General features: G+C 39.8%; 25 protein-coding genes. 9 read left to right on the forward strand and 16 right to left on the reverse strand.

Going from position 1 to position 24,448, the window contains the following annotated elements; translation table 11 throughout:
• The first annotated feature begins 71 nt into the window (after nucleotides 1–71).
• Entirely contained in the window at nucleotides 72–572 is a 501-nt protein-coding gene (locus tag JWG41_RS20055; RefSeq protein ID WP_205271278.1) for a hypothetical protein, read from the forward strand.
• A gap of 33 nt (nucleotides 573–605) precedes the next feature.
• Here JWG41_RS20055 and JWG41_RS20060 read toward each other — a convergent pair whose 3' ends face one another.
• From JWG41_RS20060 to JWG41_RS20105, 10 genes are all read right to left on the reverse strand, one after another.
• Nucleotides 606–812 carry a helix-hairpin-helix domain-containing protein gene (locus JWG41_RS20060; protein ID WP_205271277.1) on the reverse strand — a complete coding sequence of 69 codons (207 nt, stop codon included), beginning with the start codon at nucleotides 810–812 and terminating at the stop codon, nucleotides 606–608.
• A 5-nt stretch (nucleotides 813–817) separates the two neighbouring features.
• Nucleotides 818–1,324 carry a DUF1993 domain-containing protein gene (locus JWG41_RS20065; protein WP_408611797.1) on the reverse strand — a complete coding sequence of 169 codons (507 nt, stop codon included), beginning with the start codon at nucleotides 1,322–1,324 and terminating at the stop codon, nucleotides 818–820.
• A 145-nt stretch (nucleotides 1,325–1,469) separates the two neighbouring features.
• Entirely contained in the window at nucleotides 1,470–2,408 is a 939-nt protein-coding gene (locus JWG41_RS20070; RefSeq protein ID WP_205271275.1) for a hypothetical protein, read from the reverse strand.
• 145 nt (nucleotides 2,409–2,553) lie between these two features.
• Entirely contained in the window at nucleotides 2,554–4,164 is a 1,611-nt protein-coding gene (locus JWG41_RS20075) for a TPM domain-containing protein (protein WP_205271274.1), read from the reverse strand.
• Between the two features lie 100 nt (nucleotides 4,165–4,264).
• Nucleotides 4,265–4,990 carry an Ig-like domain-containing domain gene (locus JWG41_RS20080; protein WP_332461319.1) on the reverse strand — a complete coding sequence of 242 codons (726 nt, stop codon included), beginning with the start codon at nucleotides 4,988–4,990 and terminating at the stop codon, nucleotides 4,265–4,267.
• Between the two features lie 229 nt (nucleotides 4,991–5,219).
• Nucleotides 5,220–6,053, reverse strand: a complete 834-nt coding sequence (locus JWG41_RS20085) for a hypothetical protein (RefSeq protein ID WP_232374104.1) — start codon at nucleotides 6,051–6,053, stop codon at nucleotides 5,220–5,222.
• A 197-nt stretch (nucleotides 6,054–6,250) separates the two neighbouring features.
• A complete protein-coding gene (locus JWG41_RS20090) occupies nucleotides 6,251–6,979 on the reverse strand; it encodes an Ig-like domain-containing domain (protein WP_205271272.1) in 729 nt (242 codons plus the stop codon).
• Between the two features lie 170 nt (nucleotides 6,980–7,149).
• Entirely contained in the window at nucleotides 7,150–7,977 is an 828-nt protein-coding gene (locus tag JWG41_RS20095) for a hypothetical protein (RefSeq protein WP_205271271.1), read from the reverse strand.
• A gap of 98 nt (nucleotides 7,978–8,075) precedes the next feature.
• Nucleotides 8,076–8,837: a hypothetical protein gene (locus tag JWG41_RS20100; RefSeq protein WP_205271270.1), complete on the reverse strand. Its 762-nt coding sequence runs from the start codon at nucleotides 8,835–8,837 to the stop codon at nucleotides 8,076–8,078.
• 67 nt (nucleotides 8,838–8,904) lie between these two features.
• A complete protein-coding gene (locus JWG41_RS20105; protein ID WP_205271419.1) occupies nucleotides 8,905–9,723 on the reverse strand; it encodes an LA_0442/LA_0875 N-terminal domain-containing protein in 819 nt (272 codons plus the stop codon).
• A 270-nt stretch (nucleotides 9,724–9,993) separates the two neighbouring features.
• On the opposite strand from JWG41_RS20105, the gene eat reads away from it, so the two are divergent.
• A complete protein-coding gene (gene eat / locus JWG41_RS20110) occupies nucleotides 9,994–11,304 on the forward strand; it encodes an ethanolamine permease (RefSeq protein WP_205271268.1) in 1,311 nt (436 codons plus the stop codon).
• 17 nt (nucleotides 11,305–11,321) lie between these two features.
• Here the strand turns inward: eat and JWG41_RS20115 are convergent, their stop codons facing one another.
• The 4 genes from JWG41_RS20115 to JWG41_RS20130 are packed head-to-tail and all read right to left on the reverse strand — an operon-like array spanning nucleotide 11,322 to nucleotide 16,904.
• Nucleotides 11,322–13,394: an adenylate/guanylate cyclase domain-containing protein gene (locus JWG41_RS20115; RefSeq protein ID WP_205271267.1), complete on the reverse strand. Its 2,073-nt coding sequence runs from the start codon at nucleotides 13,392–13,394 to the stop codon at nucleotides 11,322–11,324.
• Entirely contained in the window at nucleotides 13,394–14,941 is a 1,548-nt protein-coding gene (locus JWG41_RS20120; protein WP_408611792.1) for an FMN-binding glutamate synthase family protein, read from the reverse strand. Before JWG41_RS20120 ends, JWG41_RS20115 begins: the two co-directional genes overlap by 1 nt.
• 44 nt (nucleotides 14,942–14,985) lie before the next feature.
• Nucleotides 14,986–15,384, reverse strand: coding sequence for a response regulator (locus JWG41_RS20125; protein ID WP_205271265.1), 399 nt, complete (start codon nucleotides 15,382–15,384; stop codon nucleotides 14,986–14,988).
• A complete protein-coding gene (locus JWG41_RS20130) occupies nucleotides 15,381–16,904 on the reverse strand; it encodes a PAS domain S-box protein (protein ID WP_332461314.1) in 1,524 nt (507 codons plus the stop codon). Before JWG41_RS20130 ends, JWG41_RS20125 begins: the two co-directional genes overlap by 4 nt.
• Before the next feature lie 137 nt (nucleotides 16,905–17,041).
• Here JWG41_RS20130 and JWG41_RS20135 point away from each other — a divergent pair, with 137 nt between their 5' ends.
• Entirely contained in the window at nucleotides 17,042–17,395 is a 354-nt protein-coding gene (locus JWG41_RS20135) for a single-stranded DNA-binding protein (protein ID WP_205271264.1), read from the forward strand.
• Between the two features lie 47 nt (nucleotides 17,396–17,442).
• Here JWG41_RS20135 and JWG41_RS20140 read toward each other — a convergent pair whose 3' ends face one another.
• On the reverse strand, nucleotides 17,443–18,516 hold the full coding sequence (locus JWG41_RS20140) for a hypothetical protein (protein WP_205271263.1): 1,074 nt from the start codon (nucleotides 18,514–18,516) through the stop codon (nucleotides 17,443–17,445).
• A gap of 51 nt (nucleotides 18,517–18,567) precedes the next feature.
• On the reverse strand, nucleotides 18,568–19,074 hold the full coding sequence (locus JWG41_RS20145) for a DUF3332 family protein (RefSeq protein WP_205271262.1): 507 nt from the start codon (nucleotides 19,072–19,074) through the stop codon (nucleotides 18,568–18,570).
• 131 nt (nucleotides 19,075–19,205) lie between these two features.
• Between JWG41_RS20145 and JWG41_RS20150 the strand changes: the two genes are divergently transcribed.
• The 6 genes from JWG41_RS20150 to JWG41_RS20175 form a co-directional block, all read left to right on the forward strand.
• Nucleotides 19,206–20,666, forward strand: a complete 1,461-nt coding sequence (locus tag JWG41_RS20150; RefSeq protein ID WP_205271261.1) for an MBOAT family O-acyltransferase — start codon at nucleotides 19,206–19,208, stop codon at nucleotides 20,664–20,666.
• A 116-nt stretch (nucleotides 20,667–20,782) separates the two neighbouring features.
• Nucleotides 20,783–21,061: a PilZ domain-containing protein gene (locus JWG41_RS20155; RefSeq protein WP_232374103.1), complete on the forward strand. Its 279-nt coding sequence runs from the start codon at nucleotides 20,783–20,785 to the stop codon at nucleotides 21,059–21,061.
• The gene (locus tag JWG41_RS20160; RefSeq protein ID WP_205271259.1) at nucleotides 21,058–21,750 is read left to right on the forward strand and encodes an NAD-dependent epimerase/dehydratase family protein; all 693 of its coding nucleotides are present in this window, start codon (nucleotides 21,058–21,060) and stop codon (nucleotides 21,748–21,750) included. Before JWG41_RS20155 ends, JWG41_RS20160 begins: the two co-directional genes overlap by 4 nt.
• Nucleotides 21,747–22,484: a lysophospholipid acyltransferase family protein gene (locus tag JWG41_RS20165; RefSeq protein ID WP_205271258.1), complete on the forward strand. Its 738-nt coding sequence runs from the start codon at nucleotides 21,747–21,749 to the stop codon at nucleotides 22,482–22,484. The genes JWG41_RS20160 and JWG41_RS20165 overlap by 4 nt, the downstream gene beginning before the upstream one ends.
• Before the next feature lie 25 nt (nucleotides 22,485–22,509).
• Nucleotides 22,510–23,676: a methionine adenosyltransferase gene (metK, locus tag JWG41_RS20170; RefSeq protein ID WP_205271257.1), complete on the forward strand. Its 1,167-nt coding sequence runs from the start codon at nucleotides 22,510–22,512 to the stop codon at nucleotides 23,674–23,676.
• Between the two features lie 2 nt (nucleotides 23,677–23,678).
• The coding region (locus JWG41_RS20175; protein WP_205271420.1) for a transketolase family protein at nucleotides 23,679–24,448 on the forward strand (770 nt) is incomplete at its 3' end.

Consider the following 24,448-nt stretch of genomic DNA (forward strand, 5'->3'; position numbering starts at 1 on the left):
ATGGAAAAAATTACTCGTTAAAGCATAAAAATCAAAATTATGTTATTTAGAAGTTTTCGATCTATCAATCCATGAAATACCCGTGTAACTTCATCTCTATTCTCCTCTTAGCATTCTTTTCCTGTGTAAAACGGGAAAAAGAAAAATCGTTTTATGAACAATTTCCAGGGTATTTGAATCCGATCCTTTCTGAATCGAGTGCTTGTTCTGCGGCGACAGATGCCTATCCGGCAAATGTCTACCCCTGTTATTTAAAATCGGAAGATCCTATTTTCTATCGTTATGATACAAATGTTTTTATTGATCCAAGCACGAATTCAGTGCCCCAAGGAACTCCCATTGGGTGTCGGTGTAAACTGGATCCACAAATAAAGTCACATACATTTAATGTATTTCAAAGTTTGGCCGATTATCCGAATAACCCTCAATATCCCAATCAATCTCAGTTCGTTATCGCAGACAGTCCAAACTCTTATATTGATTCATTTGTTACAGGGAATGTTGTTGTTTGTGTTACGTTTATTCAATCCTGCGGTGGTAAAAAGGTTTATCAGAAACTTTTAATTGAATGATATTTTCTTATCTTATCGTCGATGCTGAGTAATTTAATCTTTTAGTTTCTTTCCCATTTTCTTTAAGGCCTCTTCGATTTTCGGAATAGAACTTGGACCAAACCCATGCAAACGAAGGAGATCTTTTTTAGAATAACGAGTGAGATCTTCCAATCGTGAAATTCCCAGTTCATTCACAAGAGCCCTCTGTGCGGGGGCTCCTAGGAAATCTAAAAAATATGATTCATTCTTCTGATTCATATTCTTTATTTTTTAAACGGCATCTCCCCTAAATAATCTTTTTTCCCAATTTCAATTCCATTGTGTCGGAGGATCGCATAGGCAGTGGTTATGTGAAAGTAAAAATTGGGAATCGCGTGATTGGTGAGGTATTCAAATCCTGTTAGGTATTTTCCTTCCCATCTCGGTTGGGATACCTTGATTTCGGAAACTAGTTTAAAATCTTCTGCTTTATAAGTATCTAAGTATTGGATCACGGAACCAATTCTAAGTTTTAATTCCTCCAAATTGATTTCGGAATCTTCGTGAACGGGAGCATCTTTACCGGAAATACGAGACACACAAAGTTTAGCAGTATCGCAAGCAATTTGGATTTGTTTTGTTAAGTGGAATTGGTCAGGGAAGAGGCGTGAGTTGAGTAAGTTCTCAAAGGCGAATTTTTTGGCAACGGAATGGGCTTCTGCTTTTTCTAAAATTTTAATTAAATTCCCGAGTCCTTTTTTAAAAGCTTGGACGGAGATTTCATATACGATCGATTCATTCATTCTTCTATTCAAATCGAAGACAATGCAGAATCAATCTAATAAATTGAATCAGTATGGCGTTGGTATCGAATTGATAAGATACAAAAATGATCAAACTTTGGCCGTCGAAACCAAAGTCAATGTAGAGATGTTTTTAGATCGCAATCCCGCCCGAGAGGACAAGTTCTAAGAATCCAAAATTTTGTGAAGCGCGGTTGGATCCACCACTTGTGAGAACGTCAGTGAGGTCGATGTAACCACCTTTCCCACCAAATTCTATAAAGTAAGTTCTAGAGAATTCATAACGAGTGGCAACATATCCAGAAACACCATAACCAGAAAGATGGAAGTTATTGTTTTGTCCTTTGCCTAACACGCGTACGTCGCTTCGGCATACGACTGGTCCTGCTCCAATAGTGGAAACCAAACTAATTCCACTCAGTCCATCGGACGCAGTATAAAGAGGAGTGATCCATCCAAAATCTAAAAATAGATAGTTCAAACCATCCGTATGTTCATACTTTAAAATATCAGGAGTTAAAGTAATGGTTTGGTCTCCACCATGGTAACCGGCCATCTGTTGGACATGTTCGGGAAACAGGTAGATAAACACAGCCGATTCTAGAGACAAAGCCATTTGGTTTTTAGCAATCACTCCAGGGTCAATATAACCCGAATACTTTACCGGCTGGCCTTGGGTGACCACATACTTCATATGATCTTGGCCAAATGCCAAAAAGAATCTGTCGGTGAAGAAATAACTGACCTTTAGATTGTATTGTGGGATTTCAAATTTGGAAGGGTTTAGATATACTTCTGCTTTAAAAGATTCGGGTTTGTCTTTGGCATCAACACCTTTGAGAGTGTACTCGTATCCTGGACCACGAAAATTGATATCGCTTTGAGTATAGTAACTTCTGTTATATCCCCATTGGATATTCCAATTTCCTTTTTTATCGTGAATGGTGAGGGGAGTGCTGTTTTCATCGGCCCAAATTGAGGTGCTGAGAAAGGAACAAATCAACAGAAAGTAAATTTTATGTTTCAAAGAAACAATCCCTTGTTTGTTTCTAGATTGATACGATCGGAACATAAACCATATTCTAAATTGCTATAAAAATCGAATAGGCGAATGTATGTTTGGTTCCGAAAAAGAAGAACTTTTTTAAGTAGGGATAAATACTATATTTGTTTTCTTCTCTTTCGGTTTAGAAATACTCTGCTAGTTTGAATCTTTTTTAATAACTGCCGCCGCTTCCCCCGCCCCCAGAGGAACCACCACCAAAACTTCCACCACCGCCTCCGCTCCCAGAAGAACCGCCGGAACTACTCTTTTGTTTTTTGGGAATGGTTTCATATTCGACAGCACTGTGTTTGCAGTGGGCACAAGTCCTTCTGACTTCCACCGATCCAGAACTACTATAGGTTGCTTCACTCAGGATTTTGCTGGATTTACAAACAAAGGTTTCAAACTTACAGTCCGGGCAGGTCTTAATTTTTGGAAAGGAAGTGCCTTTATAAATGTATTCAGGACTGATATTGGGGAATTTGAGAATGGAGTTGGCCTCACATCCTGGACAGACCCAAACATCATAATCGATGGAATTGACAATTTCTTCAGAAATTTGACCTTTCGACAAATGGGTGTTATCCTCTTCTTCCGAAAGTTTGATCATCGCAGTTCCACATTTCTTGCAGTTTCTGGGAATGTTTCTAATTTTCAAAAGTCTTGCACTTAACTTTTGCAAACGTAAATCACCCCAAAAGATGGCATAGACTACAATAAAGGCAATGGTCAAAAAAATCGAAACAGGGAAGATGGCATCATCCAAAAACTCAGAGAGAAGTGTGATGGTAAATACCATCGGAGTGATAATGACACCATAGAATAAAGGAAAGTCTGTTTTATGAACTAAATGGTATTTTGCTGTGGGAGAAGGAATGATCCAAACAACAACCCTTTGTAACAAATGTAAGATTAAAAAAAGTGCAATATAACCAAAGATGAAGTATTGTTTGTTTTGCCTTGTTTCTTCCTTTTCGATCCTTTCCGATTCGCTTAATTTTTCATTTAACAATCTTGATTCTTCATCATTTAAAAAATAATTGGAAGTGGTATTATAAGTTTCAATGGTTTTGTCTAAAATTTGTTTTTCTTCTTCGCTGAGCTGCGTATAAGATTTACTTTGATAATCATAATAGTCAGTTCTTTCCGATGTGGTTTGGTTATTTGTATCTTCTACGGCAACATCGGCGACGGCCACAGTATTTGTTTCTGAAAGGAGTTGGTCCACTTCTAGTTCTGGGTGGTTCAGTTTGGTAATTAGCGCAGCCACTGTATCCAGATGCCCTTTTTGAAAATTGTCTGCTTTGAATGCGGGGATGGTGTAAGTATCAATGATTCGTTTGACAACCATATCGGGAAGGTCACCTTCCAGTCCATATCCGATTTCAATTTCTACTCGCCTTTGGTCGATGACATGAAGGACAAGGATTCCATTATCTTTTCCCTTTTTCCCAATTTTCCAATAGTTGAAGAGTGCCACTGCAAAGTCTTTTGGCACATAACTTTCAATCGTCGGCAAAGTGACGACGGCAATTTCTAATCCCGAAGACGCCTCTTCGGTGTTGATCAACTGGTCAATGGATGCTGTGTCACTCAAAACGCCAGCACTGTCTTCCACCCAACTATTCCTAAGTTCTTTGGGGTTGGGAACTTGGGCTACGCGTGCGTCGATTCCTTCCTGATTAGGAGAGCAGAAGGAAGTTAAGAGTAGGGAAGTTGCTACTGCAAGAGCCAGTAGAATTTTATGGAAGTAGATTTGTCTTTGGTTCAACGGTGCATTCACGACCGCTAAAGAGTATGGGGTATGCTTGGTTTGTCAAGTCGGAGTTAAGGAGGACAAGGTGATTGGCATGTAAAGGAAATGGTTCTCGTTTATTATTCAATTAGGAAGGCATGCATGGTGAAAGACAGGTAAATTTAATGATACGAGGCGATAATGACTTTCCAGTTTGCGATTTGATTCCAGTTCCAAGGATTATCGTATAGGTATTCCCCACGCTGATTCCAGATGAATAAGTAAGTGTGAATTGATTTGTAGCAAAATTTATAGTTGTATTAAACGTAATGGACGGAGACGAAATTACGTTTGCTGCAATCCAAGCTGCCTGGTCAGATACAGAGGTGTCCAAAGGTTCGGAAAATGTAAATTCAAAATATGTTGGTAGTGAGTTATCTGCTGAATTAGGTGTTGGGTCTGATGTCACCAAATCGAAATATTCAGGAGTAGAACCTGGCCCATAGAATTCTAAATTTACCAAATCGGGACCACTTGCTGATATGTTATTCACAATTACGCTTCCAGGAAAGGGAATAGTTATTGTAAACCTAAACAACTCCGAGCCAGCTTGATCCACTCTTATGGTTGTCTCTCCCGTACTTAGGGTTAGATAAAATCTGCCTGCTGGGTTTAACGTATTGGAATCGGAAAGTCCATCTAACTGATTCGTTCGGCTAACGATAGTAAGTGTTCCTCCTGATACAGCAACTCCGTATTGATCGACAACTTGGCCTGTGATTTGGACAGTTCGTGGCCCAGCAAGAACAGCAGCAATTCCTAACGTACTGACAGGATCGTTCTCATCAATTTCAGGATTGACTATGGGCTGCACCAAGGGATTGAAATAGCAATTCCCCAATAAAAACCATAAACATACTAAAACAATTGAAGTTGGTAATTTAGGATGTCGGTTCATAAGAATGGGCTCCACAAGTCAGGGTGATGGTTTTAGAAAATGAGACTTTGTCTTGGAGAAAAGAACCAAGACATTAATATTACCGAATTCCGGTTTGTTTGGCAAGAAATTTCTTTATAAAAAAAGGATGAAAAGGAGCAGGCTTCTAAGGATTGTATTGATAATTAAATCGAATCGTTCTTTGGGTTAATAGCTTCCCAGTAGCAGAAAGTACTCCAGGTTTTAAAGTTAACTCATATTCGACCGAACCCGGTAAAGTCATTGCCGCAATTGTTAAAGTATTTTCTGATACATTCATAAAATTATCAAATGAAATCTGTGGCGATGTTGCGATATTTTGGGCAATCCATTCTTCAACCAATGGCCCTGTTTCTAATCCAGGCATTGGCGCTTCTGAAAATCTAAAAATGAAACCAGGTATATAATTTGTTACAGTTGCATTATGCAAACTGACTTCATTCATACCTTGATCTAGATAATAGGCCTTCACCAATTCAAAAAAGTTAGGTGGTGCGTTAGCCCTTATGGTTCCTAAGTTTGAAATTTCATAATTGGATACTGTGTCAGTCACTTCGGAGGTAATGTTGTCTGTCCCAGATACATTCAATACCAATGTAAAGATTTTGGATTCATTTTGACTTACCGTAAAACTAAGTTTCCCCAATTGGTAGGGAAGGTAGAACCTTCCTCCAGAATCAGTTGTGTATGGTGGTAGAGTTGATTTTGTATTGTTTGAAGTAGCTGGTAGTGATAAAACTAGTCCAACCATAGCTTCGCCAGAGGAGTTTCGAAGTTGACCTGTAATCAGAAGGTTAGTAGTTCCGAGTGCGAGCCCAAGGATACCAAGGGATGCATTGTTATTTTTATCTTCGATTGGATTTAAAAATCCATTCACAATCGGATTGAAATAACAATTTCCAAGAAAAATCCACAAACTCAAAATGATTGGCAAGGTTCGTCGGGTTGAAAGTAAGTTCATGTCTTTTCTCCGGATATCAGAAGATTGGAGTTGGAAATGCATTCTGATAGGGTTATGTTTCCTATGAAGTAAATTCTATTGTAATGGGATAGTTTGGCAAGAATATTCAGAAAAAATTTAACCTAACAGAAAGGTATTGGCGTTTTCTGAACTGATTCTGAAGAGTTAAGTCGAAAAAAATTGATTCGAAAATCTCCTCAATTCCCTAGATCATCCACCCTAAATTGGATCGTCGTTGGTTTGAGCGATTTCCCCGAAATAGATTTGATTCCAGAATTCAGCGTTAGGGTATAATTGGTATACGCATCGAATTCATTATTTAAATAAATGAGTGCATCGCTGTTCGAGATACTTGCAGTCGATACAACAATCGAGGGACTAATGGAAACATTTTCTATCGCCCAAGTAGATAAGTCTCCCGGCATCTCTAGGTCTTCGGAAAATGCAAAGGTCAAATTTTCGCCAAACAAATTGATATTATTTTCATCAACTAACATTCCATCGTAGGGAATAGAAAATAGTAATTCCAAATACGTAGGTGGCTCTACGCCCAAATCATAAACCTCTAAATTCGAAATTTTATACTCAGAATGATCGATTGAGATCACCGTCAATGATGTGGGAGTGACCTCAAGCTGTATGTTGACTATGGTACTAATATCAGTGAGTTGTAAGGTTACGGGTCCAGTAAATACATTGAGATAAAATCTACCGAAAGTATTTGTAGTGGAAGTGGTTGCCTTTGTTTGTGTCGATAAAGACGGCCCTATTAGCTGGAGTCCGGCATTGGAAACGGGCACTCCCAAACTTTTGATTTGGCCTGTGATACTCACGGCAATGGATTGGTTGTTAAAACCACCGGTTAATCCAAGTAAGGCGGATGTGTTTTCTTCCTTTACTTCTGGATTGAGTAATTCATTTACCAAAGGGTTGAAGTAACAATTTCCCAGTAACATCCATAAACAGAAAAAAAATAGGAAATTTTAATAATCTATGATGGTGGTTCAATTTATTTCTCTTACAGAATAAAGGATTAGTTTGGCAAAAGAAAAAGTATTTAGTTTTTGAAATCCAAAAGTTCGTAGAATCGAATTTTTTAGTAAAAACTACAACTTTGCACATAACAAAATTTTATTCCTCGAGGTGTCAGTGATTTTCCAGAAACAGATTTGATATTAGAAGTAAAATCAATAGTAGTTACATTGGTAGAAGATATACCTTCAGCTCCACTAATGGTGATTTGATTTCCAACAACTTCTGGAAGCCCATACCCGACGGACGGCGCGGGTGCAATGACCACTGAATTTTGAATCCATGATGAGTCTTCGGGGTCTACATATGCTGGAGCTTCATCGAAGATTAATAATAATTTTGTTGGTGATTTTCCCAAATTCGTTTTATGAATGTTTACCAATGTGGACTGTCCTTCCACTGCAAATACACCCACCAATTCAAAGAAGCTAGGTGGTGCACTAGCGCTTATGGTACCTAAATTGGAAATTTCCAGTCCGGCGGGACCTCCACTTGTCTCTGATGTGATGGCCGTTGGATCCGAAACATTTAACGTGAGTGTGAAAAATGTAGATTCATTCTGTAAAACTTCAAAACTAATCCTACCTGATTGGTAAGGAATATAAAACCTTCCTCCCGTATCGGTCCTGTAAGGTGAAATAGATTTGGATAAAAGAGAAACGGGGGATGGAACTAAAACGAGTTCAGGCAATGCCGTTCCAAATTGATCACGGATTTGACCAACGATTAGTAGGTCAGAACCGGCTGAGCCGAATCCAAGTAAACCAAGGAATGAATTATTTTTTTCTTCCTTAATCGGATTCAAAATTCCATTCACAACTGGATTGAAATAACAGTTGGGAACTAAAGAAATTAAGATTAAATAAAATAGGATTGTAAATCTATGTTTCATTTTTTTTTCCCAACGATGAATGACTTAAAAAAGCAAAAGACAAAATTTCAAATGTATCTATATTTCCATGAATGAATCGAATTATTGGAATTGAAGCGTTAATTCGCTAAAACTCCAACTCTGAACTGGATGTTTGTTGGTTTGAGTGATTTTCCCGAAACGGATTTGATTCCAGAATTTAATGTTAGGTTGTAGATTGTATTAGCGGTGATTGTGCCTGAATCAATCATAATGGATACTGCGCTACCCATAAGCCCTGGAGAATTCAGTGTGATCGAAGGATTCACTACAAAATTTTCGGCAACCCAAAGGAATTGGTCGCTAGGTTCCTCTAATTCTTCTGTAAACGAAAACATAAATCCTCCAGATATTGCCTGAATATTCGTGAAATCAATGTACATTCCATCATAGGGTATTGAATTCGCTATATCTAAATAAACTGGGGCATTGGTGGTGGAAGTATAGGCTTCAAGATTGGAAACTGTATAGGAAGAATTCCCAATGCTAACCAAACTTACTGTAGGTGGCATGATTAGAATTTCAATTTTAAAAATGGTTCCAGAATGGTTCACTTGGAGTTCTATTGGTCCCGGTTTGCCAATGACGTGAAACCTTCCACCTGAATCGGTAGTGCTTGTTAATTCCGATTGTGGACTTACAACACTTACAACGGCACCTACAACAGCCGACCCATTGGATTTCAACTGTCCAGTGATTCCATAGGATGATGGAGCCAATCCAAGAATACCTAAATAAGCGGCGTTGTTATCTTCCTCCGCCAATGGATTCAAAAATCCATTGACAACCGGATTGAAATAACAATTTTGAAACAACGAAAAGGATAGAAGTAACAATCCCATCGACTTTCTGGATCGTATAACGGAAATAATTCGAAAAATTGACAAATTCATCTGAATCAACCTAAAATTACTTCTTCTTCTTCAAAGCTTCTAAATCTTTTTCTAGTTGTTCCAACTCGTATTTTTCTTCCGCTTCTTTTAACTCTTGTTCGGTTCTGATTTGTTCCACAGCTTCGTCTTTGATGCGTTTGATTTCCGAATCAGAAACCATACGGTATCCACTGCCTTCACAAACATCGACGATGATTGTTTTACTGGTGATTGTGACGAGAAATCCGCCAAGTAGTGTAATTGCCATATCTGACCAAGTAGAAGTTTGTTTGATGCGAACAGGTCTGTTGTCTTTAGGAAGTAATTCATACCAATCTGGTTCTTTGAAACGAAGGGCTCCAAACAACCAAAAGAATTCTGAATACTCTTTATATGTTTGACACTTTGCCGAGTCAGGAGCAAGGGTGATCATATTTCCATCGGCAACGGAACCAAGAACAAAGGAATCCCGAAGGCTATGGGTAACCACTTCGCCACCTTCTTCTTTTGCTTTTCTTTCTGATTCTTGTCTTGTTAGTTCTTCTCTACGTTTACGAATCTCTTCTTGTTTGGCGGCGATGGCCTTTTCTTTTTCGTTTTTACGTTTTTCTTCTTCTTCTTTACGGATCGTTTCTTCTTCTGATTCGGCCAAGTCTTTGTAGATAATTTTCAAAACAGACTTTTTCGAAATCACCATATGTTTTCCGTTTTGAGTATCTACTTCGACATTGTCCACGTTCTGGTTGGTCACAATCCCTTTGATGGATTTGCCTTGTTTGAGAAGGATGGTTTGTATTGCACTTAAGGGAAAAATTGTAAATAATAGTATAATTAAGGTTAGATAGATGTTTCGCATTTTTTAAGTCCGTTCTTAGTATTTGCCCTATATTATTAGGATTTAGAATCATTTGCAATTCCGAATTTTAGTATTTACCAGAAATACTACGAGAAATGGACATTATTTAGCTGAGTTCGACATGATTCCCGCCAAACATCCCCAATCGGACGATGAAAAAAGTTGTCGCTTAAAGGTGTAGTTTGATTCGTATATTACATTGTTTTTTCATTGTATACTTGGTTCTTGTTTTGAATTTGATACAGATATGTTTTGTTACAAAGAGGTAACATGAAAGAAGACGGGAAAATGCATAAAGTTCTACATTCTGTGCATTTATGGGGCATCGCTGTAGGGCTTGTCATTTCTGGTGATTATTTCGGTTGGAATTTTGGATGGTCCAAGGCTAGCTTTTGGGAATTTAGTTTTGCGGTTGGATGGATTGCCACCTTCTATGTGCTATTTGCCCTTTGTTTTACAGAACTTGCGGCCAGTATCCCACAATCCGGTGGACCTTCTGCCTATGCCAAACGGGCTCTTGGCGATTTGTTTGGACTAGTTACTGGGTATTTGGTTCTTGTCGAATTTTTACTCGCACCACCTGCCATTGCTTCGGCGCTTGGTGGATACATTCATTTCCTTTTTCCCGTTATACCAGCATTTGGTGCTGGTATCGTTATGTTCTGTTTGTTGTTGTTAATCAATTTAACGGGGATCAAACAAACCGCTCGGTTTGAACTTCTAGTCACTCTTGTGGCGGTGTTTGGACTTCTGTTCTATTTAGCCTTTCTTGTGCCCTATGTTTCCTTGGATCGGATTCCTCCTTTGCCTGAAGTCAGTTCCATCTCTTGGAATTCTGTATTTCTTTCGATTCCTTTTGCTATTTGGTTTTTTCTGGCAGTGGAAGGAGTGGCATTGGCCGCCGAAGAAGTTCGTAATCCTGCCAGGGACATTCCGATCGGATACACGGCTGGTATTTTTACTTTACTCTGTTTGGCGGGGCTTATTTTTGTTTTTACTGCCTCTGTGGTTGATATCAAAGAAATCGCTGAGTTAGATTACCCATTGTCCTATGTATTACAAAAGTTATATGGGAATGATTTGGTTTGGCCTTTTGTATTTACTTTCATCGGTTTGTTTGGTCTCGTCGCATCCCTTTTTGGAATCATCCTTGGAAACTCGCGGTTGGTTTATGCGATGGCAAAAGAAGGATATCTACCTACCTATCTTTCTAAATTAAGTAGTGGTTCTTTGGTTCCGCAAAATGCAGTCCTCAGTGGTGGGGTTCTAGGTATTTTTTGTATGTGTTTTTTAGACACGGCAGAACTCATCACCATATCAGCATTAGGTGCTTGTGGGATGTACATTTTGAGTTTAGTTTCCTATTTTGTTTTGCGTAAAAAAGAACCAGAAATGCCGAGGCCTTACAAAGCCCCATTGTATCCAGTGCTTCCTTGTGTGGCGCTCATTCTTGGAATTGTCGCTTGTGGTTCGGTTTGTGTGTCTGAGCCCTATTTGGCACTCGGGGTTTTGGGATTTGGAATTGTATTGGCGTTTGGGTATCGTTTCAACCAGAAAAGGAAGTCGGTTTCGTTACTTTGACGAATGTCTTAACTCACTTAACTTCCAAATTCCATTTTTGATTTTTCTTTTGCTTCCTGGCTACGTTCTAAAAATAACCTCGAGACAGAATCATCGGGGTTATGATCTAAAAGTTTTGTAAATCCTTCAATCGCCTCTTCAAAGTCATCTCGGCGAAATGCATCTAGGGCTAAGGTATATTCATCTTTAGAAGATATGAGTCGAGATGTTTTCTCTGGTTCGTATCCATCTAATACTTCTACTACAAAAACAGATTCTGTTTTTCCTTTGATGGCCACTCGGTCAAGTAACCGGTAGTGGTATCCTAATCCATCGGAGGCTTCGATAAAAGTATCCGCACTGATCACAATGCGTGAAGAAAAGAGTTTTGTGATCTTTTCAATTCGAGAGGCTAGATTCACTGCATCAGAGATAACAGTCCCTTCCATTCGTTTGTGTTCCCCTAATATTCCTAAGGTGAGATTTCCTGTGTGGATCCCAATTCCTACTTCGATAGTGATATAACCACAGTTAGCTCTATGGCTATTGTAAATACGAATGGCCTCTTGCATTTCAACGGCTGCTTTGATGGCATCATTGATATCATAAGGAAATAGAGCCATAACAGCATCACCGATAAACTTATCAATGAATCCATTGTTGTGTCGGATGATGGGGCCCACTCGTTGTAAATAACTGTTTAAAAAATCAAAGTTTTCTTTAGGAGTGAGTGTTTCTGAAAACTCTGTAAAGGATCTGATGTCAGCAAAAAGGATACTCATCCTTTTCTGGACTTGGTCTCCTAAGTCCACGTGGCGGATATCTGTTTTGCCTAAATGGAATAAAAATTCGGTTGGAACAAACCGACTAAAAGATCCACTCAGTTGTTTTTGTTCCTGGGCAAATTCGAGAGTTTTGGTTAAGTTTTGGCGAACAATGCGACCAAATGTAATGACTTGTAAAAATACAAAGATCACCACGCTCGCAGGTGCTATGTACATAGTGTGGATGTAGGATTCTGCGTGTAAGACATCATTGGTGGCACCCACAAGCACCAAAAGCATTCCAAATAACAGAAGTTTGGATTCCATTCGGTTTTTTTTGTAAGCACGATACAAATAAACAAAAATAAGAACACCGTTGGCAACAAAGGCGATTGGATAAATGGAGGCTGTCTCTGTGAAATAAACCGGTGGTAACAAAAGTCCAAGGGTTAAGATGGATGATAGAATATAAAAGAAAGTCCCCATTCGTTTGGAGAAGTCTTCTGGAAAAATGGTATAAAAATAATGATAGAGGAGTGGAGCCGACCAGAACCAAGAAACATATTCCAATCGTAATAAAATCCAATACGGAATATCGACAAATTCGATTAAAATTCTTTCCCCAGTGGAAATGGTTCTAAACAAAACGGCGATAGAAAACAAAAAGATTCCTACTGTGTGTTTGCCATCACGATTGTAAAAATACATCACCAAAAAAAACAAACCCACGAAGGTCAGAACGGAAGATAACATGGTTTCGTTAATCTTTCGTTTGGTGAGTCGGTTTTCTGCTTTGGTGTATGGGGAAATGACGATGTCATTCCAAATCCCACCCTTTCTATGTACATAGTTGGCAACATAGAGGTCTATGGTGAGGTCAGATGTTTGCGGCAAAACAACAATGCTGGATTTAACTTCTGGTATATATTCGTTTGGATTGGGACCTGGTTTCCCTGATCCACCTAAATACTTTCCATTAACATAAATGGCGTACGAAGTGTCCTGCTCATGGACGGTGAGGGCCATGAGCTCCGAAAGATTGTCTGCCAGTTTGAGTTTGATCCGAAAACTAGCATGTCCAAAACCCCCAAGCATTCCGTATGGCATTTGGTATCCATTCCAATGTTTCGGAAGGTCCAGGAATAAATCGGAATCGGTTTCTTGAATTTGGTTTGGTGCTGTATTCCAGAAAAATTTCCATTCCCCATTCAATGCAACAAACGGTTGATCGGTGAAGGAATGGTTGTTTAGGTCTAAAAAACCTTTTACAATTTCTGCTTTTATATTCCTCTCCTCTGAAAGACAACCTAGGTGGAGGAATAGGAGAACAAAAAAGAGTTTTTTCATTAGGCTTGTCGTTTCGGAAATACCGTATAATCCTGAAGTTTAGTGAATTTGACTTCGTCTCGTTTGTAACCGAGTAGACCTTCTAAGGTTTGGTATCGATTCATCCCCATACTAATTTCAACATCTTGGCCTGTGAATTGTCCTGGGTGTTCGTATCCACAAGAGTGAGCCAAACTCAAAAGCTCTTTTCTAAATCCTTGGATGTATTTGGCGGCACGTTTGCCTTTGATTTCTGGATCCACACCACGTTGTAACCACCAATTCTGAGTGGCGACGCCGGCCGGACAATGGTCTGTATGGCATTTTTGTGCTTGGATGCAACCAATGGATAACATGGCTTCTCTTGCTATATTGATGAGATCACAACCCATGGCAATCGCAACCACGGCGCGATCAGGAAATCCGAGTTTCCCTGATCCAATCCATACAATTTGTTCCGATAGTCCTTCTCTTTGAAAGAGAGTGTAGACTCTTTGGAATCCAATTTTGAAAGGGAGAGAAACATGGTCGGCATAGGTTAGGGGAGCGGCACCCGTTCCTCCTTCTCCTCCATCGATGGTGATAAAATCAGGACCTTGTGATGTTTGTTTCATCTCGCGGGCCAGCTCTTCCCAAAATTCAATTTCACCCACAGCACTTTTGATTCCCACAGGGATTCCTGTTGCTGCTGCTATCCTTTCAATAAATTGTACGAGTTCTTTTACATTGGTAAACTCGCTATGAGAGTTGGGAGAGATACAATCCTTTCCTTCTTCGACATGGCGGATGGCTGCAATTTCTGCATTTACTTTTTTGGCAGGAAGGATTCCACCTTTTCCTGGTTTGGCGCCTTGAGACAATTTGATTTCGATCATCTTCACACAAGGGTTCTTGGCTACTTTCTCTTTTAAAGCTTCCAAACTAAATTTTCCCGAATGGTCTCTCGCACCAAAGTAACCAGTTCCAATTTGCCAAACCATATCGGCCCCTTCCATATGATACTGGCTTAAGCCCCCTTCACCTGTGTTCTGATAGGCGCCGGAATCTCTCGCTCCTCGGTTGAGTGCCATCACTGCATTTTTTCCAAGAGATCCAAAGGACATAGCGGAGATATTCACAATGGAATAAGGTCTGTATGGAAATTTACGTTTGGTTCCGATGACTTTCAGACAAGGGATACAACTGGCATCTTTGTTATGAATATAAGCCTTGGCTTCTGGATAAGGAAAGGCTTTGTGTTTGATGATGGGATAACCTGGTTCGTATTGGATTTCTGTGGTTCCAAATCCAAAGTTATTGTTTTGGCCTTTGGCTGTGGCATAAATCCAACTTCTTTCCGATCGATCAAAAGGACGTTCTTCTTTATCGTTGGCCACCCAGTACTGTCTGAGTTCCGGTCCGATCATTTCTAAGAAATAACGGAGCCGTCCCACTATGGGGAAGTTTCTCTGAATCGTGTGCGTTTTTTGTGTCACATCCCGGATAAAGACGAGAACGAAAAACAACAAAACTCCAACGAGTGTGGCGGACAAGGGATAGGTTTCAATCCAGGTGAGTATTTGATCCATAAGTGGTGCGTCCATTTCTATATACGAAGCAAAATGATGACAAGCTAAGATTGGACGTGTGAAAGTGATTCCAAAAGTTTTTCTTTCGTAAATGGTTTGAATATGTATCCGGAGATGATCGGAATTTTTGCGGCGCGATCTGTATCAGCTGTGTCTACAGATGAACTCACTAAAAACACTTCGATGGTTTTTGGAAACTGAGGGATGATTTTTTCGAAGGCATCTAAAAATTGCCAACCATCCATAAAGGGCATATTGATATCGAGAAAGATGATATCGGGAAGTTGGTCTTTATTTTGCACTTCCGTATGAAAAAAATCCAGTGCGTTTTCCGCGTCAGAAAACACGAGCACGTCCCCTTTGATTCCTGCATTGGAGATGATCTTCTTAGTAGTGAATTGGTAGATTTTATCATCGTCGATGACACAAATTTTGGGAGTCATTTGGCCTCGTTTCCTTCGGGGAAGTACATAAGAAAGGTAGCGCCTTCCTCGGGTTTGGAACTCACCTCAATCTTCCCCCCTACCGATTCTATTTTGTACTGAATCAAAAATAACCCCAAACCTTTCCCACTTATCTGACGATGAAAAGTCTTTCGAAGCTGAAAAATTTGATCACCATAACGCTCTAAATCGATCCCAATTCCATTATCGGAAAAGGAAATTACCGTCTGAGATCCCGCGGCAAAGGATTCTACCGAAATCCGAAGTTTCCTGTGGGGATGGGCAAACCGGATCGAATTGCTCAAAAGATGTAGGAAAATCGTTTCTAAAAATTCTTTGGAGAAAAAGACCGTCTCTTTTCCCGAAAAATTGGATTGGATTTCGACTTCTTTCTCTCTCAGTTCGCCTTCCATCAGTCCCAGCACATTGGAGAGGGACTCAGAAATCTTTAGGGATTCCTGTTTATAGGAATCTGGATTTTTAATTTTTAATGTAGTGATGAGTTCGGAAAGAACAGTCTCCAAGGTTTTGGTTACCTCTTGCAGATGCCCTTCCAATTCTCTGATTTCTGGAAGTTGGTTTGTCTCTTGCATCAAATCCAAAAGACTTCTTAGGTTACTCACAGGAGCCCGTAAGTGGTGGGAAATGATTTGGTTATAGGCTTGGAGTTGTTTGTTTTGAGTTAAGAGAGAATTGGTTGCGGCCTTTAGGTGTTCATTGTTTTCGCGTAGCAAAGTTTCTGATTTTTTTCTTTCATCAATGTCGATGATTTGTGCCAGGTAATGGATGGGATGGCCGCCATCATCCCGAAGGACAGTGACTGTGATATAAGCCCAAACTTTGTTTCCCGATTTATGAATGTATTGTTTTTCAATGGAATAGTTGTCGATGATTCCTTTTTGGACTTCATCTCGCAGTTTTAAGTTTTCTTCCAGTTCATCCACGGAACTAATATCCGAAAAATGTTTTCCGACAATTTCATAACTTTTATAACCCAAAAAATTGGCAAAGGACTCATTGGATTCATCGATGTAACCCTGTTTTCCAGTGAGTACGAGTCCAATTGGAGAATCATGGAACAACGTTTTGAACCTGCGTTCGGCCAGTGCCAAATTTGTTTCGGTATCTATTTTATCAGAAATATCTCTGGAAGACGTATGTAAATATTTTTGTCCAGTGTTGGGATGGATCGTTAAACGGTTGTCAGACTGTAGCCAGATGTAGGTTCCATTCTTATGCAAAAATCGGAAAGTTGTATGAATGTTTACTTCCCCACGAAGTAGGGGTTGGTGTGACCGTTCTTGGATCAGTCTTCTTTCATCGGGATGAAAAAAATCGTAAGGATTTTTGCCAACAAGTTCCTCAGATTGATAACCAATGATTTTTTCGGAGTTAGGACTCACATAAATATAAGTTCCATCTGGTTCGTGTAAACAAACCAATTCACGGCTAATAGCTGTTACTAGGTGGAGTATTTCTGAATCGGGAAGTCCCACAAAGAAATTCTTCACTGGTTCCACTCGGTTGTCTATCCGAAATGCGAATTGTGGATCGTTGATTCTATAAAATTAGTAGGAATTGGCCTTTTTTTACAACCAACTCGTACAAAAACGCACCGGTCTTATATGGCTAAGAAAATTGATTTAAGGATACTCAAATGAAAAATCTATCGTATGTCATTCTGGACGGAAATTTAACCGCAGATCCAGAAGAAAGAACCATTGCGGGAGGTAAGTCACTCGCTAATTTCACATTGGCAGTCAATCACACTGCTAACAACCAAGAAGGTAAGGATAAGGAAGATGTGTCTTACTTTGAGGTGGAGGCTTGGGAAAAGTTGGGAGAGAACTGTGTCGAATACCTAAAAAAAGGGAGTAAGGTAACCGTGATGGGAAATCTGAAACAAAACCGATGGAAAAGTCCAGAAGGGGAAAACAAATCCAGAATCAAAGTGACCGCTTCTACCGTGCGTTTTGACAGTGTTCGCAAAAAAGAATCAAAGGTTGCTTAAAACATAATTTGGCGGGTGTTGGAAATCCCATCACCCGTTATCATTACTTAAGGGGTAGGGATCGTTCTTTTTTTATGTTTTGTATGCGTTGGAGAATCAAAAATCGAATGGGTATCGTTATGTTCCGATTTGGAATTTTCACCAGATTCTTCGGTTAGTTTTTTTTCATCCGTTCGATCGTCTTGTAAGGATTGTTTTCCGTTTTTTACCACAGACAAAATACGAAAGTATCTCGGAGAAGAAACTAAGTTCCATTCTCGAAACATAAATTTTGTAAATCCGTGTTTGGGACCATACACACCATTCGTGGATTCCATTTTGGTTTTGATATTTGTTTTAAAGTCTGTTTGTTCATCTTTTGTGAGATTAGGAAACTGCGCCACTTCCCCGTCCACATAACGGTTTCTTAAAATATCTAATTCCCTACGATTGCGTCTTGTCACATCTTCAAAAAAATAATCTTTGGGACCATTACAGTTTCCAGAGTAAGATTCACAATTGGGCTCGAGTTGTGGGTTCACAAAGGTGAGTTCTAAATAGATACTGATGTATTCTCCTGGGTTTGGAACTTTTCCATCTTGGATTTCCAAAACTTGAGGAACTGTGTCTCTATCCGTATATTGTCTTTCAATGGCTTCCCGTGAGATTTTAGTTTCTGGACTTGTGCTATTCACCTTTACTGGTTTTTTAGATTCACCCACAATCACTTTGTTACGCATCACTTCTGTTTTTGTTTCCAAAATTTCATACGCTTGAAAGTTGACTGGTTGTTTGGCGATAATCTCACCCTTTTGGTTTATCACAATGATATGGTGATCTAAAATAGTGCCGGCAATGATTTCTTCGATGATACTAATTCCTGCATCTTCAAAAAACAAATCCAACTGGATGAAGGGAATTTTGTTTTCCGAATACTCTACATTCACTCCCGGCTCTTGGGCCAAAGGTTTTTTCCCTTCTTTGGATTCTGAATGGACTGCTTCGGATTTGGTAATCATCCGGATGCGGTTGAGATTGATTTGTTCTGTATGTGTAGGAAAAGTGGGGGTGATTACCTGTTGCGGAGTTTCACATCCGAAAGAAAGGAGTAACAGGAAAGAAACCAAATAGAAACGATTCATAGTTTAAGTATCGGCCATAGATTGCCCCTAAAATTAGGGGCAATGTTGCTGTTAGAACTGTTTTATGCCTGTAGGAGGAAGGATTGGTCCACTCGCTTGGAGGATTTCTACATATTTGCCATTCACTAAACGGAATGCTTTTTCAGGTTTGTCTTTTAGGAAATAGACAGTTTCTGTTCCTTTTTCTGTAGGAGCTTCCATTTTCAAAACCTTTCCCCATTCAGAGTAAGTAAGAGTGATGGTTTTGCCATCTTGTGAATATTCTTTTACTAATTTTCCATCAAAGTCATACTCAGCCATTGCGATTGGATTTCGGTCTGTCCAAAATTCGATCAGGTTAAAAACGAGAATGTCTAAGAAACTTCCAATTCCATATGCAATATAAAGAGGGAAGATCATTAGTAAGGAGCGAAAGAAACTAGCGAGTTTACCTGATCCAATTTGGATGTTTCCGTTAAACGAGTATACTGCTTTGATTGCGCCGAATTTTCCAAAACAATTGGAAAGAAGACCAAAGGACAAAAGTCCCACAAGAGCTGTTTTTAATATTTTTTTCATTTTTTACCTCTTAGTTCTGAACTAAAAAAACTAGAGACCAATCTTAGGCGATTCTGCAACCCTCTGCAAGCCGAAATGATTGACATTGTTATTTTTTCGAAGAATCTGGTCTGAATAGAAGGCATGTCCCATTGATCTTTTCTGATTTTGAATATTTTGTCTTCTTTCTCTTCGTTTTTTTTACTGTTTGGTATTTATTCCCTGCCATTTTTTCCAACCAATCCAGAGAAACACGAATCTTACATATATTCCTACTCATTAGTAGTTATTTCTTTTACATGTCTTGGGATTACCGCTTTGGTGCTCTCATCCTACTTTCCACTGCGATCGACTACTATGTAGGACTCAAACTAAGCCAAGAAACCAGGGAGAAGGTAAGGTATTATCTCTTACTCTTTAGTTTGATTACTAATTTAGTATTTATTCTGGGATTTTTTAAATACTATAACTTTCTTGTTACCTCTATTAATACAGTCACCAATCCAATGTTTGGTGCAGATGCTTTGCCTATTCTAAAAATCATTCTCCCGGCGGGAATATCCTTTTTTACATTCCAATCTTTATCTTATACCATTGATGTTTATAGAAAAGAAATTCCAGCCGAAAAAGACTTCATTCGGTTTGCTTTGTTTGTGAGTTTTTTCCCACAACTGGTGGCAGGTCCGATTGTGACTGCAAGAACCTTTATGCCGCAATTGTACAGTCCCAAAAAACTGGAAGACATTGAGTTTCGTGTGGCGATTCGATTTTTTATCTTGGGTTACTTTAAAAAAGCAGTCCTTTCCGATATGGTGGCTCCTACCATTGACACCATTTATGCAGATCCATCGGGTCATCACGCCTATGCTTTGATCATTGCCGCTGTTTTGGGTGGAATCCAAGTTTATTTAGATTTTAGTGGATATTCGGATATGGCCATTGGAAGTGCTATGTTACTCGGTTATAAACTTCCCACCAATTTTAATCTTCCTTTCCTTGCTACTTCTGTCTCTGGTTTTTGGCGCCGTTGGCATATGACCTTAAATTCCTGGTTACGCGATTATATTTATATTCCTATGGGTGGAAGTCGAGTAATATCCGTAAGACGAAAATTCAACCTTTGGTTTACCATGTTTGTGAGCGGGGTTTGGCACGGAGCCCAGTGGACCTTTGTTTTCTGGGGTTCTCTCAACGGAATTTTTTATGTTTTGGAAGAAATTTGGCGGGAATGGTTCCCGATCAAAAAAGAGAATGCGACAACAAAACATTGGTATGACGCTCCTCTTTGGCTTTTCCAGAATCTTTTTAATAGTTCCGTTTTCTTTTTTGGGGGTGTATTTTTTCGTTCCCTCACTTGGGAAAATGCCTGGATTCACATTCGGGGGATCTTTACCTTCCAAGCGGGACAAATCCGGCCTTATATGTGGAAAGACTTCCTTTGGGTCCTATTTTTCCTATATTTAGGCCATGCCATTGGTTATTTGATCTTTGAAAAGGGAAAAGGGAAACAAATCCCGGCCAGTTTGGAATTTGCCCTCTATCCGATTGTCTTTCTTGTCTTGAATTTAGCTACACCAGAAAACTCTATTCCTTTCATTTACTTTCAGTTCTAATTTGCTTTTTTCGTTTCCAATAATGGGAATCCTTGTACCTTGTTGCTATGGAAAGTGAGCGAAGGCTTCCAAGAATATCCCCCGGTGACTTTTCTGAATTTGAGGTCCATCTAGATTTGGAAGGGATTACACTATTCGGAAAGTTAGGGAATATTTCGGAAGAAGGCCTTTGTTTTTTGGGTGAGGATGACTTACTCAGCGATGAAATTGAGTCCCAAGTTTTGGGAAGTATCGTTTGGGCAAAAGGCACCAAACGGATGTTCTTTGAAGGAACTGTTATGTGGACTCAAAACTCAAAAATCAAAAATGTAATCTACCATATTGCAGGAATCCAGTTCCAGGAAAGACTCAATCTTACCGATTCCATGCTCGCACGTAGTTTGGAGATCAAATGAAAATATTACTCCTTGGTGGAACCGGCCTTATCGGTAAACAAGTGTTACTCTCTCTTGTTTTTTATCCCCAAATCAAAAAGGTAATTGTTTGGGCGAGAAACTCGCAATCTGCCTCCAATCCCAATGTTCCCATTGAAGTGGTAAAGGTTCAGTGGGAGGATTTTAAAGCGGGGAAAGTTTCCATTCCGGATGGAATCGATGCTGTTTTTTGTTGTTTGGGTACAACAATTAACAAAGCAGGGAGCCAAGAAAAATTCAAAGAAATCGATTACGAATACCCACTGCTCGCAGCCAAACAAGCAAAAACAAAAAAGATTCCAGGATTTTATATCATCACCGCAATGGGATCGGATCCTAATTCTTCGATATTTTATAATCGTGTGAAAGGGGAAATTGAAACAGAACTACGTAACCTACAATTTCCTTTTTTAGGAATCTTTCGGCCCTCTCTTCTCATTGGAGAAAGAGAAGAAGTCCGAGTGGGGGAGAAAGTGGGAGAGTTTCTTGGTAATCTCATTCCTTTTGGACTCCTTGGGCTCAAAAAATACAAACCGATTCCTGGTGAGTATGTGGCAAAATCCATGATTCATTCTTTGTTACACAATAAACCAGAGCCGGGTGCGGCACCTACAGTGAAAATTTATGAAAACGATGTCCTTTGGGAAATCGGTAAGGACCACTCTTTTTGATTCCAGACAACAAACAAAAACCCTATTCCAAAACCAAATACATCATCTTGAGTTGGGTGGTTCACTTCATCGTCAGAGTTTGGTATCTTTTTATACGAAACCAAAAATTCATCATCCCTGCCGAGAGTGCGAAGACCATTGAAAAAGGTTCTGGATATATCATTGCTGTTTTTCATGAAACCACACTTTCTCTTTACAGACATGCGACCCAGTATTTGAAACGAAAGAAAAAAGCGGATATGGTGGCTCTTGTATCCCAATCCAAAGATGGAGAGATCATCCACCAAACCTTTGCTCGATCTAACCTTCGTTCGGTGCGGGGTTCTTCCACAAGAGGGGGCACTGGCGCATTCCGTAATATCCTAAAAGAAATGAAACATGGTGCTGTTCCTATCTTTACTGTGGATGGACCCAAAGGCCCGAGACGAGAAGTAAAACCTGGGGTCATTGTGACCGCCTCTCTCACCGGATTTCCCATTCTGTATTTGCATTCTTGTTATGACAGGGCTTACACTTTCAAAAGTTGGGATAGGCATTTTTTCCCTAAATTTGGGGCACGGCTTTTTATCCAATACGGGGAGCCGTTCTTTGTTCCCAAAGGCCTTTCCGAGAGCCAAATGGACGAATACGCCAAAAAATTGGAAATTGCCATGGGGAAAAATGCGGAAACCCTAGAATCCTATGTGCGTGGACTATACCCCGACAATTCTATTGACGTACCGCCTAAAATCTAAAGTTTAACCAAGTAAGGTAAAAAATATGTCCTCTCTTAAAAACTATATCTTCACTTCCGAGTCCGTATCTGAAGGACACCCGGACAAAGTCTGCGACCAAATCTCTGATGCCATTCTCGATGCGTATTTAGCCCAAGATCCAAAATCTCGTGTGGCTTGTGAAACTCTTGTTACAACAAACCTCGTAGTCATTGCCGGTGAAATCACCAGTAAAGGAAAAGTAGACACACAAGAAGTGGCTCGCGATGTCATTCGTAAAATTGGTTATAACGATATCAATATGTACTTCGATGCTGATTTTGCTGTGGTTGCATCTCACGTGCACGCACAGTCACCTGACATTGCCCAAGGGGTCAACGAAGGAGAGGGTTTACACGTAGAACAAGGAGCAGGGGACCAAGGTCTTATGTTCGGTTTTGCGATTGCAGAAACTCCGGAACTGATGCCAGCTCCGCTTTATTACTCTCATAAACTTTTGGAACATCTCTCCGAACTTCGCCATACAAACAAAATCGATTGGCTCCGTCCTGATGCAAAATCACAAGTAACCATCCAATACGAAGATGGAAAACCAAAGAGAGTGGACACTGTTGTGATTTCTACACAACACAAACCAGGTGTGACTCACAAACAAATCGAAGAAGCAGTGATTGAGGAATGTATCAAAAAAATGATTCCAAAAGAACTTCTTGTGAACACTCGTTATTTTATCAACCCTACCGGTAAATTTGAGATTGGTGGCCCACATGGTGATACTGGTCTTACAGGACGTAAGATCATCGTAGATACTTACGGTGGAATGGGTCGTCATGGTGGTGGAGCTTTCTCTGGAAAGGATCCATCTAAAGTAGATCGTTCTGCAGCGTATATCGGTCGTTATATTGCGAAAAACGTTGTAGCAGCTGGTCTTGCTCACAAATGTGAAGTGCAACTTGCTTATGCAATTGGTGTTGCAGAACCTGTATCGGTTCTTGTGGATACATTCGGAACAGGAACTATTTCTGACGAAGAAATCTCAAAACGAGTTCTAGCAAACTTCAAACTCACTCCGAAAGGAATTGTGGATGGTTTGGATCTTCTTGGAAAAGGAAGAAAATACCAAGAAACAGCGGCTTATGGCCACTTCGGTAGAACAGGTAGTACTTTTACTTGGGAAAAAACTGATAAAGCGGAAGCTTTAAAAAAAGGATAATTATGGGAGCACCTAGCCAATCCACAGCGGACAAAAAAGCAACAAGAGATGCATACGGTGAAGCCTTAGTTGAGTTAGGTGACTCCAGACAGGATATCGTGGTTTTAGATGCGGATCTTTCCGGTTCCACTAAAACTGCGGATTTTAAGAAAAAATATCCTGAACGATTTTTTAACGTTGGTGTCGCTGAACAAAACTTAGTTGGTCATGCGGCAGGTCTTGCCCTTTCTGGATTTGTACCTTTTGCTTCTAGTTTTGCTATGTTTTTATCTGGTAGAGCTTGGGAAGTAGTTCGTAACAGTGTTGTTTACCCACAAGTAAACGTGAAACTCGTTGCGTCTCACGGGGGAATCACTGTCGGAGAGGACGGTGCTTCTCACCAGTGTATTGAAGATTTTGCAATTATGCGAGTCATTCCTGAAATGACTGTGATTTGTCCTTCTGATTTTAATGAAACCAAACAAGTCATTCATGCCATTGCAGATTTTAAAGGTCCTGTTTATGTGAGAGTGGGTCGTCCGGCAATCCCTGTGATTGAAAGAGAAAACTACAAGTTCCAAATTGGAAAAGCAGAAGTCATCTCCGAAGGAAAAGACGTTTGTATCATTGCCAACGGTGTGATGGTAAACGAAGCTATGATTGCTGTGGGATTACTCAAAGAAAAAGGAATCAATGCCAGCCTTCTTAATATGGCGACCATCAAACCTTTGGATAAAGAAGCCATCATCGCCAAAGCAAAAGAATGCGGGGCCATTGTGACTTGTGAAGAACA

The organism is Leptospira chreensis (assembly GCF_016919165.1).
Classification (GTDB): Bacteria; Spirochaetota; Leptospiria; order Leptospirales; family Leptospiraceae; genus Leptospira_A; species Leptospira_A chreensis.

Bases quoted from the DNA above. Each gene is read 5' to 3' on its own strand.
- JWG41_RS20055 (WP_205271278.1), top strand. From the start codon at position 72: ATGAAATACCCGTGTAACTTCATCTCTATTCTCCTCTTAGCATTCTTT.
- JWG41_RS20060 (WP_205271277.1), bottom strand. From the start codon at position 812: ATGAATCAGAAGAATGAATCATATTTTTTAGATTTCCTAGGAGCCCCC.
- JWG41_RS20070 (WP_205271275.1), bottom strand. From the start codon at position 2,408: ATGTTCCGATCGTATCAATCTAGAAACAAACAAGGGATTGTTTCTTTG.
- JWG41_RS20085 (WP_232374104.1), bottom strand. From the start codon at position 6,053: ATGAACTTACTTTCAACCCGACGAACCTTGCCAATCATTTTGAGTTTG.
- JWG41_RS20095 (WP_205271271.1), bottom strand. From the start codon at position 7,977: ATGAAACATAGATTTACAATCCTATTTTATTTAATCTTAATTTCTTTA.
- JWG41_RS20100 (WP_205271270.1), bottom strand. From the start codon at position 8,837: ATGGGATTGTTACTTCTATCCTTTTCGTTGTTTCAAAATTGTTATTTC.
- JWG41_RS20105 (WP_205271419.1), bottom strand. From the start codon at position 9,723: ATGCGAAACATCTATCTAACCTTAATTATACTATTATTTACAATTTTT.
- eat (WP_205271268.1), top strand. From the start codon at position 9,994: ATGAAAGAAGACGGGAAAATGCATAAAGTTCTACATTCTGTGCATTTA.
- JWG41_RS20115 (WP_205271267.1), bottom strand. From the start codon at position 13,394: ATGAAAAAACTCTTTTTTGTTCTCCTATTCCTCCACCTAGGTTGTCTT.
- JWG41_RS20120 (WP_408611792.1), bottom strand. From the start codon at position 14,941: ATGGATCAAATACTCACCTGGATTGAAACCTATCCCTTGTCCGCCACA.
- JWG41_RS20125 (WP_205271265.1), bottom strand. From the start codon at position 15,384: ATGACTCCCAAAATTTGTGTCATCGACGATGATAAAATCTACCAATTC.
- JWG41_RS20135 (WP_205271264.1), top strand. From the start codon at position 17,042: ATGAAAAATCTATCGTATGTCATTCTGGACGGAAATTTAACCGCAGAT.
- JWG41_RS20140 (WP_205271263.1), bottom strand. From the start codon at position 18,516: ATGAATCGTTTCTATTTGGTTTCTTTCCTGTTACTCCTTTCTTTCGGA.
- JWG41_RS20145 (WP_205271262.1), bottom strand. From the start codon at position 19,074: ATGAAAAAAATATTAAAAACAGCTCTTGTGGGACTTTTGTCCTTTGGT.
- JWG41_RS20160 (WP_205271259.1), top strand. From the start codon at position 21,058: ATGAAAATATTACTCCTTGGTGGAACCGGCCTTATCGGTAAACAAGTG.
- metK (WP_205271257.1), top strand. From the start codon at position 22,510: ATGTCCTCTCTTAAAAACTATATCTTCACTTCCGAGTCCGTATCTGAA.